Origin of the sequence: Dactylosporangium sp. CA-152071, assembly GCF_050936335.1 — a bacterium.
GTDB classification, from domain to species: Bacteria; Actinomycetota; Actinomycetes; order Mycobacteriales; family Micromonosporaceae; genus Dactylosporangium; species Dactylosporangium maewongense.
The window spans coordinates 6,232,759-6,251,410 of the sequence record NZ_JBNJMZ010000001.1; the positions used below are offsets into that span (position 1 = coordinate 6,232,759).

Consider the following 18,652-nt stretch of genomic DNA (forward strand, 5'->3'; position numbering starts at 1 on the left):
TCTCCTGCGTTGCGTGCGTGTCCGGGCAGCCGTTGTCGCCGGCCGCGGCGGGTCGTCCGGTGGCGGCACACAGATCGACGCTCGACTTTGCCTCGCAGGTCAAGTCGTCGTGGTCGCTCCTGTCGGGTGCGGGGGTCCGGACCCGCCGACCGCCCGCACCAGGGCCGGTGGCGGGGTCGGCGGGAGCACGTGACGTTGCATGGGCGGGAACCTGCGCTGTGCGTGAACGAGGAGACGTTTCTTGCTGCTCGCGCGTGGGGCTCTGTCAGTCGTCGTCGGGGTATCTGCTGGGGTTGGTCGCCGCGTGTGGGCCGTGGTCGGAGGGCAGTTCGTGCAGGCGTCGGCGGTGGCCGGGGTCGGCGGTGAGGGTCCAGACCGGGCCAGCGGGGTCGTGGCTGTGCACGGCGGTGGCGATGGGCATGGCGGTGTCGAGCCCGGCGAGGAGATGTAGGAGGTTCGTCTCGCGGTCGCGGCTGGGTACCCACAGCAGGACGGGGTAGCGGGGGCCGAAGGCGGCGAGGCGTTCGTAGCCGCGGAGTTTCGCGATGACGCGGGCGAGGTTTTCGGTGCTGTTGTCGTGTTCGAGGAAGAAGCCGGCGGTGCGGTGTTCGGCGTGCCAGATGCCGTGGCCGTCGGGGCGGATGTCGGCCAGGGTGTAGACGTCGGTGGCGTGCTGTTCGGACCACCAGCGCCGTAGTTCGGTGCCGGGCTGGTGGCGGGAGGTGGTGATCAGGTCGATGAAGAACTGGTTGGCGCCGATGAGGTGTGCGGCCTTGCGGCTGGCGGCGATGCGCCGGGCCCGTTCCAGGGAGGTGCGGGGCGCCCTGGGTTGGGCTTGGGTGGGGTCGGGGTTGTGGTAGACGGTCGGGAACATCTGCAGTCCGACCGGTCCGAGGGCGTAGAGGTAGGGCACGGCGGTGTTGGCGGGGTTGGCCAGGGCGAAGCGGTGCAGGATGTCGAGGCGGTGCAGGATGGTCAGCCGCCGCTGGGCGGTGCGTAGCCCGTCGAAGAACGCGGACGCGATCTGGGGGGCAGACAGCAGGTAGTGCTCGGCGAGCAGGGAGAGCAGGGCGCGGTCCCGCGCGGTGATGCGCCGGTACACGGCGAGCGGGTCGGGTCGGGCCGAGGGCGGCGGTACCCGGGGCTTGGCCTTCGATAGGGAGTTCGACGGGGGACCGGCAGGGCTGAACCTGTTCGGGTCGGGCCGGTTGGGGGACATGGGTCCTGGTGCTCCTTGGGGGAAGGGGGACCCCTCCCTTGGAGGGGTGTCTGGCCGGTGAAGGTCGCCGGATCGGCCGCTGTCAGGGCGGTGTGCTGCACTGACAGCGCAGGTCAGGCATGGTGATACGGGTCCGCGCGGTGAGGGGTGACGAGCCGCACGACGAGCCGGTCGACGACCCGGTGCACGACGCCCGCTGACAGCGGATCCCCGCTTGGCCTGCCTGGTCGGCGGCCGCCGTCATCGGGTTCGCGGAGGGGTCGCTCAACGCGTCATCGATACCGCTGGAATGCCGCGGCGATGCGACCACGGAGGCCTGCCCGGTCATCAGGACGGTTCGGTGGACGCGCCTTCAGGAGTCGAGGCTGAGGTTTGTTGGCGGCGACAGCGCGGACGGTGGTGCAGGGCCTGGTGGTGCAGGGCCTGGAGGGCGGTCTGCTCGTCGCGCCTGGGCGGGCGCGCCGGCCCGGCACCAGCATGTCCCTGCGCACGGCGGTGGTTTGAGTATCCCCCGGGTCGCGGAGAGCCGGCCGCGGCGGCGAGGAGACGTCCGGGACGGGTGGGGCAGGTACTGGCGGGGCAGCACCCGGGATAGCCGACGCTCGAGGGCCCTGGCAAGCGGGCCACCGGGCTTATCCCGGTTCGAGCACGACCCGGCATGTCCGGATCACCCATTGATCCTCTGCGCTGGGTCGGACGGCCCTGCATCCCCCTATCGGGTTTTGTGAGCCGTGGCGAACGACCCTGCCGCTCACAGCCGCTCACAGCCGCTCACAGCCGCTCACAGCGGCGGGCGGCGTCGCTCGTAACCCACTCACAGCCCTGCTCGGCGCCGTTCTTCGACCATCGGGGACCCGGCCCGGCGCCGGCCGTAGGCAATCAGGGCGGCAAGGCCGACGCAGCAGCGGTGACAGCGCCGCGAGGAGCACGCCGCCGACCGGCAGGCCGAGGGTGGGGTTTGGGCGGGGTGGGGTGAGGGCGGTCGCCGCGACGACCCAGGCCGGGTCGTCGAGCCGGGCCCGGACGATCAGCTCCCGCCACATTGCGTCCAACGCCGCCCAGTTCCGGCGGTGTGCGGCCAGCCAGGTGCGCAGCGCGTCCAGGCTGACCACGCCGTCGGGCAGGCCGAGGTCGGGGTCGTGGCCGGTGTGATCGATGCTCAACGGGTCCGGGCCGGTGGCCAGCGCGGCGAACGCGGCGTCGACGCGCGCACAACGGTGCGGACGGCCACCCCCATCACCCCCATCACCGGCGTCGGTGGCGTCGGCGCGGTCAATGTCGGCGGGACCGTGACCGGACACGATGCGGGCCGTGCCGATGGCAGTGTCCCCGCTCGTGGCGGCGATACCGCCGGCCGTGTCATCGGTCGTGTCATCGGTGGCCGGGTGGGTCGTGGCGTGGTCCGGGATGGTGGACAGGGGCATGTCACAAGCTCCCCGTGACAGTGAAGATCGTGAATTGACATCACGCGGGTTGTCACGGCGGCGTCCGGGATGTCATCGCGCCACGGCGCGCTCACAGGTCACCGACAGTGCTGGTCAGCGGTGTATCGAGGCGGTCGGCGTCGTGACGTGTCACAACGCCGGCGGCGTGTCACACGATCTTTGACATCGACTTTGATCGTTGACATGAATGCCTGTCACAGCGGTTGAGCTGCACGTTGACACGAAGGATGACAGCGCGCCCCTCCCCGGTCGGCGGGCCGTGCCAATACCCCGCCCACGCGCGGCGGTCCGCCGCAGCCCTCATCACCCGTACTGCGGCAGATGCCGTCGGCGCTCACGGCACCTCGCCATGCTCCTACCCGCCAGCCGTGACACGCCCGCATGTCACAGAAGATCACCGATTGACATGCCGCCCGTGTCACAGAAGATCGTCGATTGCCACCTGATCGTGTCACAGAAGATTATCGATCAGTGTGAACGGCGTGTCACCGATGCGCCCCGACGTCTGCTGGATGCGGAAGCGACCGCCCCCTTGCCCTCCAGCACCTGCATGCGCACACCGCCGAGATCCGCCTCGCGCTGTGAGCGCCTGTGAGCGGGGTCCTCCTCGCACTGTGAGCGGCTGTGAGCGGGTCCACTCACGCTGTGAGTGACTGTGAGCGGGTGGGGGTTGACAGGCGGGGCCGCTGTGAGCGGACGCCCGCCTGAATTCGACCACGTTCGGTATCTGTGAGCGTGCGCAATGCGGCTGTGAGTGGGTGTTGGGCTGCTGTGAGCGGCTGTGAGCGGCTGTGAGCGGCAGGGGCGTTCGCCACGGCTCACAAAACCGGATAGGGGGATGTCAGCGCTTCGCGCGCGGCGCGCCGCCACACGGTCAAGCACCCGGTGAACCCGGCGACCGCCGTCCTGCACCGCCCGTCTCGGGCGGCTCCCGCATCCCACCCCACCACGCAAGGGACACCCCATGCACCCGCAGCCCGCCCACACCCACACCCACGGCGCCCAGCAGCCGTCGGCGTCCGCGCACCGGCCCGCCTGGACAGCCGAACGGATCCGCGCGCTCGGCACGGTCACCACCGTGCCGACCGCCGCCGCCATCTTCGGCCTGTCCCGCTCCGTCGCCTACGACCTCATCAAAACCGGCACCTTCCCCCTACCTGTCCTGCGCTTCGGCCGCCGCTACCGCATCCCCGTCACGGCGATCCTCACCGCCCTGCACATGCCCACCGAACCCGACCCACCGACGACTTGATTCCCGCCCCGAACCACGCGTCGATCAACACCACGAACCCACAGCACCGCCACGCCAGCACCCGCAACGAACCACCAAGGAGTCAACCGTCATGGCGGAAGGATCCATCGCCAAATACTGCCCGTGCCGCGACCGCGACGGCCGACGGCTCAACGGCAACTGCCCGAAACTGCGCCGGCCCGGCGGCTCGTGGAGCCCCACCCACGGCCGGTGGGCCTACCAACTGGAACTCCCACCCACCGCGGCCGGGGTCCGCCGCCAGCTGCGCCGCCGCAACTTCGACACCCGCGACGACGCCCTCACCGAACGCGGCCAGGCCCAGGAACTGCTCGCCCTCGCCGGCACCAACGCCACCCTCGCCACCGAGATCGCCGACCTGCTCAGCGGCCTCAAAGCTGGACACCCACTACCCGACCGGGACCAGATCGCCCGCCGTGTCCGCGCCGGCATCCCCACCACCCAATCCACGCCGACGGCCGAATACCTGCAGCAGTGGCTACGCCACCGCCAGATCGAACCGACCACGCGGGTCTCCTACGAAGGGCACATCCGAAACCACCTCACCCCGCACCTCGGCCACATCCCGATCGACGAACTGCGGGTCGTACACATCCAGGCCATGTTCGATGCCATCGCCGACCGCAACACCGAAGTCGACCTCGCCCGCCAAAGCGACGACCCCGCCGTCCGCGCCAGGTTCAAAGGCCTCCGGATTACCGGCCCCGCCACCATGCACCGCATCCGCGCCACCCTGCGTAAAGCCCTCAACGACGCCATCCGCACCCACCGGCTCATCGAGTTCAACCCCGCCGCCCACGTCGAACTACCCTCCGGGAAACGCCCGAAGGCGAAGGTGTGGACCAAAGCCGCCATCGCGCACTGGCGCGCCACCGGCGAGCGCCCGAGCAAGGTGATGGTGTGGGTGCCCGAGCAGGCGGGCCAGTTCCTTGACTACGCCGAGGCGCACGACATCATGCTCTACGCCCTGTTCACGCTGATCATGCACCGTGGCCTGCGCCGCGGTGAGGCCGTCGGTCTCCGGGACTGCGACGTCGACCTCGACGCCGGCACCATCACCTTCTCCGAACAGGTCACCACCGTCGGCTACCGGGCCGTGCGCAAGAAGGTCAAGAGCGAGGCCGGTGACCGTACCCTCGCCCTCGACGCCGCGTCCATCGCCGCCCTCACCGAATACAAGGCGATGCGCGACCGGTGGCAACTCGTGTCCGGCGACGAGTGGCCCGCCACCGGCGACTTCTTCGTCAAACCCGACGGCACCCCGTGGCACCCCGACCACGTCAGCGACCGCTTCGAAGAACTCGTCGAAGCCGCGGACCTGCCGCCGATCCGTCTGCACGACCTGCGGCACTGCGCCGCCACCTACCTCAAGGCGACCGGCGCCGACCTCAACGACATCAAGGAGACCCTCGGCCACTCATCGATCACCATCACCGCCGACACCTACACCTCAGTCATCCAGGAACTCGAAACCGAACGAGCCAAAGCCGACGCCGCCGCCGCGCTCGTCCCACGAGCAGCACGCACCGAACCCGCGACCAGCAACGTCACCCCGCTACGGCAGCGCAGCAAGACCGGCACCCGCAGCAAGTCGCCGAACCGGCGGCCACGTTCAACGGATATCGAGGCCGAAGCGGGGTGATATTGCGGCTACGCCCGGTAGGCGAACCGAGCAACTCCGGGCAATTCCGAGCAACCACATCCAAGAACGTCATCATCTTTGCGACGTTTTCGCAGGTCAGAGGGTGGGCCGCCAGGGACTCGAACCCTGAACCTACGGATTAAAAGTCCGCAGCTCTGCCATTGAGCTAGCAGCCCGAGGCCCTCAGATTACCTGACAGTGGCCTGAAGGCTCGCATCAGTTAGGGCCGTGGCCAGAAGGCTTTGCGAGGACCAGCAGTGCGACGAATCCGGTGGTCAAGCGGCCCTTTGCTGCGCGGCGCTTACGGTTGGGGCCGTCTTTGGCTGCCGTGATGTGGCCAACCCATCCGACGGCAGCAGTGGCGGGGTCGCCCAGCTCGCCGACCCCCACGATTCCAGCGCCGTCGCGCAAACCGCCACCGTCGCGTTGCTCGACCTCGCGGACTGGCGGGCCGACCGGCTCGCCCGCAGTGAACGCCAGCTGCGGCCGGCCGAGGTCCGCCTCATGCTGCAACGCCGCCCGGCAGGACGCTGCCGTGCGGGTACCGGTCGGTTCAGCTGGCTGGTTCAGCCGGTTGGCTCAGGTGATGACGGTGCGGTATCCGGCGTCCAGGAGCAGCTCGATGCGGTCGTGCGGGGACTGTCTGACGACGCCGTCGATGGTGGTGACGCGGCCCCAGGACTGTGGTCGCCAGGTATGGGCGTCGAGGATGAGGGTGCTGTGGTCTACGGTGCCGTGGCCGTGGTCATGTTCGGCGTGGACCGCGATGCCGGGGCGGCCGGCCTGGTCGATCGTCGGCCCGTCGAGCCGTAGACCGGGGGTGCTGCACAGGACTGCAAGCGCGGCCTGGTGCTGTGCCATGGTCGGCAGGATGTGTCGGTACCGCAACGCGATCGCTGCCAGGACGTAGGTCGCCCGCCGGTCGTCGGGGTCCCACATCGCGATCTGCCTGGCCAGGGTGGCGGGGTCAGTCGACCACGCCGACGCCGCCAGCCACAGGTCATACCGCGGGTCAGCCGGATCTGACGGATCAGCGAGCGGCACGACGGCGGGCCGGACGAACGGGTAGGGTTCGCGCGGCTGCCAGTCGGGCACATCCCACGAGCGTTGCCACAACCCGAAGGTCGGCATGTCGGTCGACTCCCACGTGGCGACGTCGGTCTGTTCCAACGGCTGATACCACGCTGAGGAGCCGGGGTCGCGCTGCCAGAAGTCAGCCTGCCGCACCAGCCGGGTGGCGAAGAACCTGTATCGACCGGGCGGCATCACGACCCGGCTGCCGTCCAACTTCCACGGCGACGGACCAGCCCACACCTGTGTGACGGCGGGCGCCAGCGGAATCGCGGCCGGCGCGGGCAGCAACCTGATGCCGATGGGCGTCGTGCCGGGTTGTGGTGCTGGGTCGGGGCAGAACGCCGGGCGTGGCCGCAGCTGCGCCAGTGTCACCGGGCGATCCGGATCTCCCTGCGGACGACCGACGTTGCTGGCCCCACCGATGGACAGGGAAGCGGCGAGCGCTGCCGCTGCGGCTGTGGTCCGGGTCCGCCACCCGGCGGGCGCCCGCCTGCCGGGATGCCGGTCTGGGCGCGTGGACGGCGGCGCGGCGGCGGGTCCGCCGTCTAGGCGGGTACCGCGACTGGTCATGTGGCTCGACTCCAATGGAGATGCTCGTGGGGGAAGGGATCAGCTTCGGCAGCGCGCAGGAACGGGACGACCGCGCGGCAGTGGACCGGCAGCCGGGCGACATCCGGCTGATCGGGGACTATCCGGCGGGTTTGCGGGCGACGACGCCGTAGACACCGAGCTGCTCCACACCGAGCCGCACACCGGCCTCGACGTTCGGGGTGGTGTCCGGATCGGCGTGCGGGGTGGTGTCGGGGCGCCAGTCGGCGACGCCGACGAGCCCGGGGGCGACCGGTTCCAGGCTGGCGGTGAACGCAGTGATCCCGGTGCGGCTGCGTGGGTGGTAGCCCGGGGCCAGGGCCGGCAGGGCGGCGCGTTGTTCGGCGGTGAGGAAGTCGGCGGTCCCGTGGCTGAGGACCAGGAAGCTGCCCGGGGCGAGGGCGTCGAGCAGCGCGGTGACGATGCGGTGCGGGTCGATGTCGTCGGGCAGGAAGTGCAGCACTGCCACGAGCAGGAGCCCGATCGGCTCGGTCAGGTCGAGGATGGTGTCGGCGCGGAGGTAGTCGAGGATCGCTGCGGGGTCGGCGAGGTCGGCGTGAAGGTAGGCGACGGTGTCCGGGATGGTGCTGGTCAGCAGCGCTCTGGCGTGGACGAGCACGAGCGGGTCGTTGTCGACGTACACAGTCCGGCAGCCCGGGTCGACGGCCTGGGCGATCTCGTGGGTGTTGCCCGGTGCGGGCAGGCCGGTGCCGATGTCCAGGAACTGGCGCATACCCTGCCCTGCCACGTACCGCATCGCCCGGCCGAGAAACGCCCGGTTCGCCAGCGCCGCGGCCTTGACCACCGGGTGCGCCACGGCGATCGCATCACCCGATGCCCGATCGGGGGCGAAGTGGTCCTTCCCGCCGAGCCAATAGTTGTAGCGCCGGGCTGGATGCATCACCGACATGTCGAGCTGGGTCCGAGGCCCGTCGCTGGGCGGTGTGGGCGGGAGCGGCTCGCCGGGCGTGCCCGGCTGCTGGGAGGTAGGCATGATGACGTTCCTGGTCGGTAGTGGTCTGGGTGTGGGCGGTCATCGCTGAAGCCGCGCCGGGACGACCGCGCAGCGGATGCGGTCCATCGGCGGGCCGTGAGGGCGGGAAGGGCCGGTGCAGCGCCCACCACACCGGCCCGCCATCAGGCGCCCCGACTTGCGTTGGTGACACCTGCAGTCCCGTTCGCGTCGGCGGCGGCCTATCGGATCGAGGCCAGGCTGGACCGGTAGCGGCTGCCGGTCTGTGATCAGCGTTGTCGTGACGAGCTCTGGCCCGCGGTGGCCCGCGTGGCCCGGTGGTATGCCTCGACGATCGTGTTGTTGATCCGGCCGAGGTCGCGCACCTCGTAGCCGGCGGCGCGGGCCCAGTCCCGGATGGCGGTGTTGGCCGCTCTGCGCTGGGCGGCGGCGTTGCTCAGCCGACCGGCCGGGCTTGCCCCCGGACGGCCGGTGCTCCGGCGCGGGCGGGTCCGCCGGGCCGTTCCCGGCTCGGCACCGCGAGCTTGCTGCTGCGCGGCGAGGTTCGCGGCCCGCACGTACGGGGTGAGCGCTGCCCGGAAGTCTGCGGCGTGCGCTGCGGACAGGTCGATGGTGTAGGCGGTGCCGTCCAGTTCGAACGGGACGGTCTCGTCTCCTGGGCTCCCGTCGAGGTCGTCGAGAAGGGTGTACGAGGTGCGTGTCGCCATGGGTGTGTGCCGTTCGTGTCGGAATTCGTGGAGGGCTTCGCGGCCGGGTCCGTGTCGTGGTTCGTTGCGCGGTCGGCACTGATGTCGTGCGGTCGATCCGCGTCACCGCCTGGCGATCTGGATTGGTGGGCAGGTCCGTTCCGCGTCGCGTCGCGTGCGGCCAGGAGACGGCGGATCGTGCTGTGGCGGCGGCGCCGCGCAGCAGGTCGGGATGAGCTCCGCGTGCTGTGGCGGGTGGTCGGGGTGCTGCCGGGTCGGCTGGTTGGACTGCTGGTGGATCTGTTGGTGGGTCTGCTGGTACAGACGTCGGCGGCGCGGGCGATGGTGGCTGGGCCGTAGGCGACGGCGACACCGATGCAGTACCGGCGTGCGCGGGCGTCGAGGCCGGTGAGCCGGACGCTGGTGGTTGCTGCCTGCAGGGTCGCGGCGACGATCGCCGCGCCGGTGTCCCGCACGATGCGCACGTCACGGGCCGGCGCGTAGGTCGGCGTCCACGGTGCCCGGCTCGGCGCCGGGCCGGCGGTCACCTCCACCGGTTCGCGAGCGGGTACGAGCGTGGCGATGGCGACCGCCACGACCGCGGTCGCCACGGCGGCACCCGCACAGACGACAACCGTGACGAACGTCCAGTACGGCCACGACCGCCGCCCGGCCACCTCTCGGCGACGCCGCACGGGCCGCGGCCGTGATCCGGCCGGGACCGGTACCCGCTCCTGGTCGCTGCGTTCGGCGCCGAGACGTTCGACGAGGGCCGCGAGTTGCGCGACCAGCGGATGGTCCTCGCCCAGGCCGGTGACTGCGGCGGGCAGCAGCTGCGCCGCGAGGAGCCGGGCCCCGTCATACCCGCCGAGGTCCATCCGCAGGTGCGTCAGTTCCACACCGACACGGACCACGTCGGCCGGGCCGGTGCCGTACTCCTCGACGAGATACGTGTAGCCGAGGGCCAGGGCGGGTTCCGCTGTCCCGGGCCGGCCACTGGCGGCGGTGACCGCGGCGGCGCCGGCCATCGCCAGCAGCGCCGGCCACCGCGCCGGGTCCCGCGGCCGCGGTCGTTGCTGGACGACGTCCTGGTAGCAGGCCGCGGCCTCGTCCAGGCGGTGTTGCGCGGTCAGCAGCCGCGCCCGGGTGACGGCGAGCATCGCAGCCTGGTACGGGCCGAGACCGGACCACGTACCGAGGTCGGCGACCACGTCGGCGGCGTCGTCGACCTGACCGAGGGCCAGCATCGCGTCGGCGAGCATCCGGACCGCGTCCACGGCGTCAACAGGGTCAACCGCAACGCGGTGCTCGAGCCTGGACCGGACCTCGACAAGAAGCTGGTACGCGCCGGCGAAGTCGTACGCCTCCAGCAACACCCCCGCCTGATCAACGAGGTCGGTCACGCTCTCCGACGTACGGTGCCGGCCACCGCCGCGCATGACGGCGCCGACGCCGCCGGCACGGACCTCCGCATGTCTGGGCTGCCTCACGACGGCCGGTCCTCTCCCGCAGCAGTGGCTTCGGGTCGAGGGTCGTCGGCGCGGCCGGAAGGATCGACAAGGGCGATGTGATGGCCGGCGCCGATACCCGCAGCGGCGCCGGCGGTGTGCCGGCGGGCGTACAGGAGGCCGGCGACGCCGAGCGCACCCGCATCCTTCGCGAAAATCCTGGCTGCGCTGAGCAGTCGCCGGGCACGCTCGGTCTGCGACACCTCGACCGCGACAGTGTGGTTAGCGCCGGCGCGGGCCGCCGTACGCGCACCGCCTGCCGTCAGCGCCTCAGCCAGCACCCGCTGAGCTCGCAGCGTCGCCCAGTCGGAGTTGCCGTGCAACTGCCGGGCCGTGGCGGCCCCGTACCGCGCCCACCGCACCGCCAACGCTGTGCTCGCACTACGGTCGGCGGCTCCCGCACCGTTGACGAGCAGGCTGGCCCACAACGTCGCTGCCTCGCCCCGCACGGCATCCGGCAGTGCCGACTCCGGCACCGCGGTGAGATGCGGCTGCAGGAGCGCCGAGGCGCTCACCGTGTCCCCGGCGAGCAACGCCGTGTACGCGCGGTCCAGGGCGTGCCGCAGCTCCGGGTTGGCTGCCTTCATGACACGCCGCCGCTCGTCGGCGGGGTGTCCAGCCCGGCACTCGACGCTGCGGTCCATGACGTCCTCGCGGGTACCGGCATGACCGTCCGCGGTGGCGAACTGCACGGTCGCCGCGAACCGGGTCCGCACGGCACGGAACTGGCGGCAGGCGGGCTCGTTGGCAGCACCCCTGAAGGCTTGCTGGCGTGTGCCGGTGACTGCGACGCCCGTTGAGCGGGTACCTCAGCCGTCCTGTGACGGATCATGAACAGCATCGCGGGTAGCAGGACGGCAGCCAGCAGGCCGGCGGAGACAACCAGTGCGGCGGTAGTGGTGCGTGCCGGCGCGGCGTTCCACCTGCTCGTGTCAGGTGCGGGCCCGCCGGTGTCGGGTGTGCTGGACGTGGGTGGGTGCGCTGTGTTCATCGCGTATCCGCCGTGAACGGTTCCTCGGATCGGGCATCGTTGACGATGATGTGCGCGGCGGATGTCGCGGTGCCTCGGCCGGCGCAGTGTCTGGCGACGGCGGCCGGGTTGAGGGCGGTGCGGGTCCAGACCTGCACGCGGGCACGGCGTTGCCCGTCGTCGTCCGGCACGACGTGGATGGTGTGTGCGGTGATGTCGGGGTGGGCGTCGAGCGTTTCGCGGAGCGCGGCGACGGTTACCCTGGCGCCGGCGGGGTCGAGGTAGTGTCTGGCCGGTTCGAGGCGCCGCAGGGTGAGGTTGCCGTCGGTGTCGAGGGTGCCGATGTCGCCGGCGGTGCGCCAGGCTCCGGCGGGGGTGCAGGGCAGGTCGGCGCGGTGGCTGGTGGCGCCGCGGCTGCTGGAGGCCTCGATGAGCCCGGCGACACCGTGCGGTGTCGGACGCCCGCACGGGTCGACGATCCGCAGGTGGATGCCCGGCAGCGGGGTCAGGACGTTCGGCGGTCCGCCCGCACGGCTGAGAGCCCCGTCGTAGGCGGGGGCGTGGTACCAGGCGGTGACGGCCGCGCCGGCGTGGGTGGTGAGCGCGGCGAGGTAGCCGGTGTTGACCGCAGGTACCGCGGCGGGCACGACGACGCGGCGCAGCGCCCGGGTGGCGACCGGAAGCCAACCGTCGATCGCCTCCTGGTGTCTGATCAGCGCGATGAGCTGCTCGGCGGCGAGGACCGCCCAGTCGGCCCCGGTCTCCACGGCGGTGGCGAGCCAGTCGTCGGGCTCGAACTCGTGCCGCAGGACGATGGTGCCGCCTGCGAGGAGTTGCCGGACGGCGGCCTCGAAGATCGCGGCGGCGTGCAGAGGCGCAGTGATGAGTGCGGTGCCGCCGCTGGTGAGGCCGATCGCATCGCCGAGCCGGCGGTCGGTCGGCGGGACGCCACCGGTGACACAAATGTGGCGGGCGCCCGGCTCGGCGTGCAGGTACGCGCGCCACGGACGGCAGGTGTGGGCCACGCCGGTCGCCCGCTGGACAGCGGCGTTGAGGGTCTTCAGCCGCGCCGCTGCCGGAACCGGCAGCGGGATACCACCGGTCAACCAGACTCCCAGTGCGGCGGCCATGGTCGCGGCGTCGGGCCGGGCGGCGACCGGCACGATCGTCTGATCGGCGGGGCGGTGCACCGCGTCCTGATACGCCAGCTGCCACAGGTCGGCGAACGTGGTGCTGCGGTGCCGGTCGATGATGGCGACGCGGTCGGGTTGGGTGGTGGCGAGGTGATGGAACCGGGCGGTGATGTCCCGGACGGTGGCCGAGGCTGGCGCGGCGGCTTCGGTAGCGCTGGTCATAGTCATGGTCATGGCCGTGGTCTGCTCCAGGTCGGCGTATGGCGAGGTGCGACGAGCCGTACTGCGGCGGCGGCGGCGACGCTGCGGTGTGGACGGCGAGGTGTCACGGCAGCAGCTCGGTCCAGACGGCTATGAGGTCCGCCAACCGGCCCGCGTCGGGTTGCTCGCGACCATGCGGAGCGGTACACACGGACCGGTGCCGCGCCGGGGCCATGGCCAAGATGTGGATCAGGGCACTCGCGTGCGTTCGGGTAGGGTCGACGGATTCCGGAAGCAGCTGGTACGCCTGTTGGATGTGCTGCTGCGCCTCGGCGATTCGCTGGCAACCGGCGAGTAGGCCGACGAGTTGCAGCACCAGGGTCAGCCCGGCGGGGTCCTGCGCACCGAACTTGTCGATCCAGGCGTTCCAGCCGGCGGTCGCCTCCTGAACAGCAGCGGCGCAGCGGCCCGCGCCGTGCAGTTGGCCGGCGAGGGCGACCCGGGCGGTGAGGTGTGCGGCGGTATTGCCATGGTCGAGGTGCAGCTGGACCAGCTGACGCTGCAGCGTGCACGCCTCGCTGTCCAGGCCTCGGCTGTACAGCACCCAGATCAGCGCCTCGGTGGCCTCCACGGTCCGCGGATGATGCACACCGTGGAGCGTCCGGGCGGCGTGGTAGGCGTACCTCGCCCAGACTGTCGCGTCCAGGAACTCGTCAGCGGCCGGCGCTGCCGTACGGGCGTAGCGCATCGCGGTCTCGATGAGGGTGGCGTCCGGCAGCTGCGTCGCCGGGTCACGGCCGGCGAGGGCGACATAGCCGTTCAGCAGGACAGTCACGTCGTCGACCACATCGGCGCTGGCATCGATCGGCGTACCTGCGCGTATCAGGACGATGCGCGCCGCCTCGGCGGCTGTTGCGGTGCCCACGGGTCCTCTCCTTGCGATCGTTACGCGGATACAGCAGTGGTGCGGGGTGGCCCCGGCTCCCTGGGAGGCGCGAAGGCAGGGCCACCCCGCGTGGACGGCGGCGGCTTCGGCGGTGGGCCGTCCGCCGTCCGTCCGGCGCCCGGCCGCCGTCGATCGGGACGGGGGCGAGCGCTCGTTCCGGCGCCGCGCGCTGCTGCGACGCCCGGCTGTCGGCGTGGCTATCCGTAGACCGCGACTGCCGCCTCGGCGATCAGGTCGTCGGTAGCGGCGATCAACTGCTGGACCTCAGGCATGCCGCGTCCCACCCAGTCGACCAATGCTTTGAGTAGGCTGCGGACGTTCAGGCCGGTGCCGTCGAGGTACAGCTCGGAGGTCAGGTCGAGGGCGAGGATCAGGCCGGCGAGTGCGGCGGTCTGCGGGTCCGGTGGGGTGTGGCCGGTCAGGACGCTGCACAACCGGCCACGCACTCGGGCGATGACCCCGGTGTCCGTCGGCGGGTACCGGCGCCGGCCGCCGCTTAACCTGCGCCGCTTGACCTCCTGGACCAGGTCCCCGGCGTACATCCCGGCCGCAGTGCGGTCGTAGGCGTGCACGGCGATGGCCCGGACCGCGTCACGGACCGAGTGCGACCGCTGCGGCCGGTCCAGCACGGACGCGCCGCGGTGGCCGCCGAGTGTGCGGACGACCCAGTCGGCGACCGGATCGCCGGACACGTCGGCGTTGACGACGACGACCTGCGGACCGACGATCCGGATCCGCTCGACCGGCCGCAGCAGATCGTCGATCAGGGCCGCACCGGCCAGGGCCACGGCGTGCGCGGTCGGGTGGGTGAGTGGTTCGCCGGTTTCGGAGTGGGTGAGGAAGAACAGCTCGACCCGCAGCGGCTGCCGCAGATTCGGGGGCGGTGCCTCACCGATCGGGTAGGTCGGGTAGGTCATTGCCGGTCACCGCATCGACCGGGCCAGTTCACGCAACCGCCGGTGCGCCCCGCCGTACGCCGACGCCCCACGCAGGATCGCGGCATCGACAGCGGCGTGCATCGTGTACAGCGGGTCGCACACGTTCCCCGGCGCGGCCCGACCAGCCTGCGACACCAGCTGGTACGCGTCGAGGACGTCGAGACCGGTCAGTTCCGCGGTCCAGGTGACCAGGTCGTGCTGGCTGATCCGGAACGCGTCCTCGAGTGGCCGGGCGGCGCCGATGCTGATCAGCTGGTGGTCGGTTTCGATCCGCGGCCACGGCGTCGGCACGCCCTTGATGACGTCGACGGCGACCGTGACATGCATCGCGGTCTCTACCGCGACGCCGCACACCTCGCCCTGGCCCTGCCGGGCGTGGCCGTCGCCGAACGCGAACATCGCCCCGGGCACGTTCACCCCGAGGTACACGGTGGTCCCGGCCCGCAGCTCCGGGGTGTCGAGGTTCCCGCCGTGCTGGTCCGGGACGATCGTCGACCGCGCCTCACCACCGGCCGGGGCGACCCCGACGGTGCCGAGCATCGGATCCAGGGGAAGCTCCACCGTGTAGTCGGAGCGGCGGGCGTGGTAGTGGACAACGCCAGCGTCCGTGTCGATGGTGTACCGCCAGACGAGTTCCTCCAGCGGCGGCTGCAGCATGGCCGTGGTGTGGGTGCCGGTCAGGGCCCCGAAGTGCGGGAACGTCGCTGACATCCCCCAGTCCCGGGCTGGGGTGATGTCGATGAAGTGCAGGGCGAGGGTGTCGCCGGGTTCGGCGCCGGGGACCCGGAACGGGCCGGTGACCGGGTTGAACTGCGAGCACACCCTCGACGGCAGATCCTCAACGCTGCGGACTGCGCCGCCGAAACAGTCCTCCGTGCTCGTGGACAGCACCTGACCGGGCAGCACGTCAGCGATCGGATACCTGGCACCGCCGAACAGGTACGTCAGGTCCGACTCCGTCATCTTGTGCTCGACCACGCCGTTCACGCCGCGTCCCCCGTCCCCGGCATACCGGACAGCTTCGGCCGGCGCCCCGCCGCGTACAGGCCGATCAGGACGACGACACCGATACCGATCCAGACGAAGCCGAGCCGCTGCGCGGCGACGTTCGCGTTGACGACGACGTAGGCGAGGATCGCGAACCCAGCCGCGGGCATCAGCAGGTGCGACCACACGTTCCGGGACCGTTCGCGGATCAGGTAGTGCCACACCACGGCGACGTGCAGGACGAGGAACGCGGTCAACGCCCCGAAGTTGATCAGCGACGAGAGCAGGGCGATCCCGTCCGTGCGCCACGCCATGTACAGGCCGATCGCCACGGACAACACCCCGGTCAAGGCGATCGCGTTGCCGGGCACGCCGGACCGGACGGACACCTTGCGCAGGAACGACGGCAGCTGCCGGTCCCGGGCCATCGCGAACAACAACCTCGACGTGGCGACCTGCGCGACGAGGGAGTTCGCGACACCCCACGCGATCGCCGTCGCGACCGCGCACAACGTTGCCAGCCACGCCCCACCCGCCTGCCGGGCCGCGTCGTAGAACGCGACCCCGTCCGCGTCGCCGCCGGTGAGGAGCCCGGCCGGGTCGGGGACGAGCAGCGCCGCGACCCACGTCTGCACGATGAACAGCAACCCGGCCACACCGAGCGCCGCGGCCATCGCCCGGCCGATCTGACCCGGGCCGCCCTTGTTCTCCTCAGCCAGCATGGAGATCCCGTCGAAGCCCAGGAACGACAGCACCGCGATCGACACCGCACCGAACACCAGCGACCACGTGAACGTGTGGCTGTTGAACAGCGGCTCCCACGAGAACCCACGACCTCGCCCGTCCAGCAGCGCCCACACACCGATCACGAGGAACACCGCCAGAACGATGAGCGCGCCGATCAGCATGATCCGGGTGATCAGCGCGGTCATCCGGATACCCCGCAGGTTCACCACGGTGTTGAACGCCACGAACCCGAGCAGCCACGCCCACACCGGGATCGCCGGGACGGTGGCGTGCATCGCGACCGCCGCGATCAGGTACAGCAGGCTCGGGACGAGCAGGTAGTCCAGCAGGACCGCCCACCCGGCCAGGAACCCCACCCACGCGGCGATCCCCCTCCCCGCATAGTTGTAGACACTGCCCGCGAGCGGGAACGCCTTCACCATCTGCGCGTACGAGGCGGCGGTGAACACCATCGCCACCATCCCGACCAGGTACGTCAACGCGACCATGCCACCGGAGCCGCTGTACACCGACCCGAAGATCCCCATCGGCGCGATCGGCACCATGAACACCAACCCGTAGAACACCAGATCCTTGAACCCCAGCGACCGCCGCAACTCCGGCCGGTAGCCAGCCGTCGCGGCCTGACCGTTCACATCGATCGGTATCCGCTGTCCGGTACTCATGCTTCGTCCTCCCCTTGGGCAACGTCACCGCCGGCACTCCGGCCGGCGGGCATGGCGAATCACACGCATCACCGCCTGATGCGCGGATGCTGAATTGCTTTGCACGTATGACATCCAGGTCTGCCCGCCGTCCAAGCTGCAGCGGCGGGTGACCAATTGACCATCACGGTTCAACGCACCCACGTCGATACGTTCCATGCGGACAGACCTGTTGTCCGATCCGACGGTCACGAAGAGTCAGGCTGCGGAACAGAGACCTTGTCGCGGCGCTCGGCAAGTTCCGCGTTCGCCTTCCGCATGCGGACAATGGGAGTGTCAGCATGCGGAGCGTTGTGCGGCGAACACCCACCGGAGTGAATTGATAGATCTGCATTGTTGGCAGGCGCCGCCTGCACGCAACTAGGGATGGCCCATGCTGATCATCAAGGATCGTGCTATCGGTGAGGCAACGAGTCTGCCGTTCGAGGTTGTCGAGCGAAAGGGAATCGGGCATCCGGACTCGATGGCTGATCTGGTGGCTGAAGAGTTCTCCCTCCGTTACTCCCTGAGCGGCCTGGAGCGCTTCGGGGCGGTACCCAACCACTGGGTGGACAAGGTCGCCCTGATCGGGGCGGCGGCGAACGTCACGTTCGGCGGTTACAAAATTGCCAAGCCGATCTCGGCGTACCTGTTCGGCAAGGTCACACCAAGCGTTGGAGACGAGGCCTTGCCGATTGCAGACCTCTTCGAGTCGACGGTCAGAGACGTACTGGCCATCGCTACCGGAGACGAGTCGATCGCGGCGAATGTCCGCTGCCTTGTGGAGAACACCTCAGGCGTTGCTATGGACCACCCGCGGGGGTTCTACCGGCCGTCGACCGCCGGCGACTACAACGTCGCCATCTCGGAGCGGCGCGCCAACGACACATCGTTCTGCACTGCGTACGCGCCTGCCACCGTGACGGAGCGCTTGGCGATCGCGTTGGAGAACTTCGTCAACGATGCTGCGTTCCGCGACACGTTCCCGCTGGTCGGTTCTGACGTGAAAGTCATGGTGACCCGGGTAGGCGATCACGCCGACGTCACCATGTGCCTGCCGTTCCATCCCGAGCGCACCCCGACCTTCGAGCAATATCGCTCGACGCTCGCCCAGGCCGAGACCGCCGTGCGCGACTTCGCCGAACAGCAGATCCGCGCCTGGGCATGGGATGGGACGGTTTCGCTGGCACTCAACACCAAGGACCGCAACGGCGGTGCCTACCTGGCGCCGTTCGGGACGTCGCTGGGCAAAGGCGACTGCGGTCTGGTGGGGCGGGGGAACAAGTCCAACGGTGTCATCCCCGCCGTCCGCTGCACAGGCGTCGAGGCCATGGCCGGCAAGAATCCAATGCACCACACCGGCAAGCTCTACACACTCGCAGCGATGCGCATCGCCGACCGGGTGAACGCAGAGCTCGGCCTGTCGAACGAGACCGTCCTGCTGTCCCGCAACGGACACCTCCTGAGCCACCCAGCGTTCGTCGGCGTTCGCCTGGCCGCCGGCAGCACGAGCAGCGAACAGAAGGCTATCGGCGACATCGTCGACGACGTGCTGTCGAACCTGGACCTGCTGTCGAAGTGGCTGCTCACCACGTCGGTCATTAACCGGTTCCGGCGACCCGCGCTCAACGTCGAGGGCTGA

Annotated in this window: 16 protein-coding genes and 1 tRNA gene; 4 read left to right on the top strand and 13 right to left on the bottom strand. The window is 70.4% G+C overall.

Annotated elements, in window-relative coordinates:
- Positions 1-265: 265 nt before the first annotated feature.
- Positions 266-1,219, bottom strand: a complete 954-nt coding sequence (locus ACQEVZ_RS27900; protein ID WP_433371721.1) for a replication-relaxation family protein — start codon at positions 1,217-1,219, stop codon at positions 266-268.
- A gap of 375 nt (positions 1,220-1,594) precedes the next feature.
- On the opposite strand from ACQEVZ_RS27900, the gene ACQEVZ_RS27905 reads away from it, so the two are divergent.
- Positions 1,595-1,723, top strand: coding sequence for a hypothetical protein (locus ACQEVZ_RS27905; RefSeq protein ID WP_433371724.1), 129 nt, complete (start codon positions 1,595-1,597; stop codon positions 1,721-1,723).
- A 257-nt stretch (positions 1,724-1,980) separates the two neighbouring features.
- Here the strand turns inward: ACQEVZ_RS27905 and ACQEVZ_RS27910 are convergent, their stop codons facing one another.
- Positions 1,981-2,643, bottom strand: a complete 663-nt coding sequence (locus ACQEVZ_RS27910) for a hypothetical protein (RefSeq protein ID WP_433371727.1) — start codon at positions 2,641-2,643, stop codon at positions 1,981-1,983.
- A gap of 985 nt (positions 2,644-3,628) precedes the next feature.
- Between ACQEVZ_RS27910 and ACQEVZ_RS27915 the strand changes: the two genes are divergently transcribed.
- Positions 3,629-3,916 carry a helix-turn-helix domain-containing protein gene (locus ACQEVZ_RS27915; protein ID WP_433371730.1) on the top strand — a complete coding sequence of 96 codons (288 nt, stop codon included), beginning with the start codon at positions 3,629-3,631 and terminating at the stop codon, positions 3,914-3,916.
- Between the two features lie 91 nt (positions 3,917-4,007).
- Positions 4,008-5,576, top strand: coding sequence for a site-specific integrase (locus ACQEVZ_RS27920; RefSeq protein WP_433371733.1), 1,569 nt, complete (start codon positions 4,008-4,010; stop codon positions 5,574-5,576).
- Between the two features lie 104 nt (positions 5,577-5,680).
- Here the strand turns inward: ACQEVZ_RS27920 and ACQEVZ_RS27925 are convergent.
- From ACQEVZ_RS27925 to ACQEVZ_RS27975, 11 genes are all read right to left on the bottom strand, one after another.
- A tRNA-Lys gene (locus ACQEVZ_RS27925) sits at positions 5,681-5,752 on the bottom strand.
- Between the two features lie 403 nt (positions 5,753-6,155).
- Positions 6,156-7,022, bottom strand: coding sequence for a hypothetical protein (locus ACQEVZ_RS27930; RefSeq protein ID WP_433371736.1), 867 nt, complete (start codon positions 7,020-7,022; stop codon positions 6,156-6,158).
- Between the two features lie 316 nt (positions 7,023-7,338).
- Complete coding sequence (locus ACQEVZ_RS27935; RefSeq protein WP_433371739.1) at positions 7,339-8,232, bottom strand: SAM-dependent methyltransferase; 894 nt, start codon at positions 8,230-8,232, stop codon at positions 7,339-7,341.
- Positions 8,233-8,480: 248 nt separating this feature from the next.
- Positions 8,481-8,918: a histone-like nucleoid-structuring protein Lsr2 gene (locus ACQEVZ_RS27940; protein ID WP_433371742.1), complete on the bottom strand. Its 438-nt coding sequence runs from the start codon at positions 8,916-8,918 to the stop codon at positions 8,481-8,483.
- A gap of 1,465 nt (positions 8,919-10,383) precedes the next feature.
- Complete coding sequence (locus ACQEVZ_RS27945; protein ID WP_433371745.1) at positions 10,384-11,121, bottom strand: hypothetical protein; 738 nt, start codon at positions 11,119-11,121, stop codon at positions 10,384-10,386.
- Positions 11,122-11,392: 271 nt separating this feature from the next.
- Complete coding sequence (locus ACQEVZ_RS27950) at positions 11,393-12,730, bottom strand: hypothetical protein (RefSeq protein ID WP_433371748.1); 1,338 nt, start codon at positions 12,728-12,730, stop codon at positions 11,393-11,395.
- A gap of 103 nt (positions 12,731-12,833) precedes the next feature.
- A complete protein-coding gene (locus tag ACQEVZ_RS27955; RefSeq protein WP_433371751.1) occupies positions 12,834-13,634 on the bottom strand; it encodes a hypothetical protein in 801 nt (266 codons plus the stop codon).
- A gap of 218 nt (positions 13,635-13,852) precedes the next feature.
- Positions 13,853-14,572, bottom strand: a complete 720-nt coding sequence (locus ACQEVZ_RS27960; protein ID WP_433371754.1) for a GPP34 family phosphoprotein — start codon at positions 14,570-14,572, stop codon at positions 13,853-13,855.
- 6 nt (positions 14,573-14,578) lie between these two features.
- The gene (locus tag ACQEVZ_RS27965; RefSeq protein WP_433377021.1) at positions 14,579-15,556 is read right to left on the bottom strand and encodes an acetamidase/formamidase family protein; all 978 of its coding nucleotides are present in this window, start codon (positions 15,554-15,556) and stop codon (positions 14,579-14,581) included.
- A gap of 20 nt (positions 15,557-15,576) precedes the next feature.
- Positions 15,577-16,992 (bottom strand): APC family permease, encoded by a 1,416-nt coding sequence (locus ACQEVZ_RS27970; protein ID WP_433371757.1) that lies wholly within the window; start codon positions 16,990-16,992, stop codon positions 15,577-15,579.
- Positions 16,993-17,016: 24 nt separating this feature from the next.
- Positions 17,017-17,190 carry a hypothetical protein gene (locus ACQEVZ_RS27975; protein ID WP_433371760.1) on the bottom strand — a complete coding sequence of 58 codons (174 nt, stop codon included), beginning with the start codon at positions 17,188-17,190 and terminating at the stop codon, positions 17,017-17,019.
- A 214-nt stretch (positions 17,191-17,404) separates the two neighbouring features.
- On the opposite strand from ACQEVZ_RS27975, the gene ACQEVZ_RS27980 reads away from it, so the two are divergent.
- A complete protein-coding gene (locus ACQEVZ_RS27980) occupies positions 17,405-18,652 on the top strand; it encodes a methionine adenosyltransferase (RefSeq protein ID WP_433371763.1) in 1,248 nt (415 codons plus the stop codon).

Coding starts and splice junctions, on each gene's coding strand:
- ACQEVZ_RS27950 (WP_433371748.1), bottom strand. CDS start 12,730: ATGACCAGCGCTACCGAAGCCGCCGCGCCAGCCTCGGCCACCGTCCGG.
- ACQEVZ_RS27940 (WP_433371742.1), bottom strand. CDS start 8,918: ATGGCGACACGCACCTCGTACACCCTTCTCGACGACCTCGACGGGAGC.
- ACQEVZ_RS27920 (WP_433371733.1), top strand. CDS start 4,008: ATGGCGGAAGGATCCATCGCCAAATACTGCCCGTGCCGCGACCGCGAC.
- ACQEVZ_RS27980 (WP_433371763.1), top strand. CDS start 17,405: ATGCTGATCATCAAGGATCGTGCTATCGGTGAGGCAACGAGTCTGCCG.
- ACQEVZ_RS27915 (WP_433371730.1), top strand. CDS start 3,629: ATGCACCCGCAGCCCGCCCACACCCACACCCACGGCGCCCAGCAGCCG.
- ACQEVZ_RS27965 (WP_433377021.1), bottom strand. CDS start 15,556: ATGACGGAGTCGGACCTGACGTACCTGTTCGGCGGTGCCAGGTATCCG.
- ACQEVZ_RS27975 (WP_433371760.1), bottom strand. CDS start 17,190: ATGGAACGTATCGACGTGGGTGCGTTGAACCGTGATGGTCAATTGGTC.
- ACQEVZ_RS27900 (WP_433371721.1), bottom strand. CDS start 1,219: ATGTCCCCCAACCGGCCCGACCCGAACAGGTTCAGCCCTGCCGGTCCC.
- ACQEVZ_RS27935 (WP_433371739.1), bottom strand. CDS start 8,232: ATGCCTACCTCCCAGCAGCCGGGCACGCCCGGCGAGCCGCTCCCGCCC.
- ACQEVZ_RS27970 (WP_433371757.1), bottom strand. CDS start 16,992: ATGAGTACCGGACAGCGGATACCGATCGATGTGAACGGTCAGGCCGCG.
- ACQEVZ_RS27910 (WP_433371727.1), bottom strand. CDS start 2,643: ATGCCCCTGTCCACCATCCCGGACCACGCCACGACCCACCCGGCCACC.
- ACQEVZ_RS27960 (WP_433371754.1), bottom strand. CDS start 14,572: ATGACCTACCCGACCTACCCGATCGGTGAGGCACCGCCCCCGAATCTG.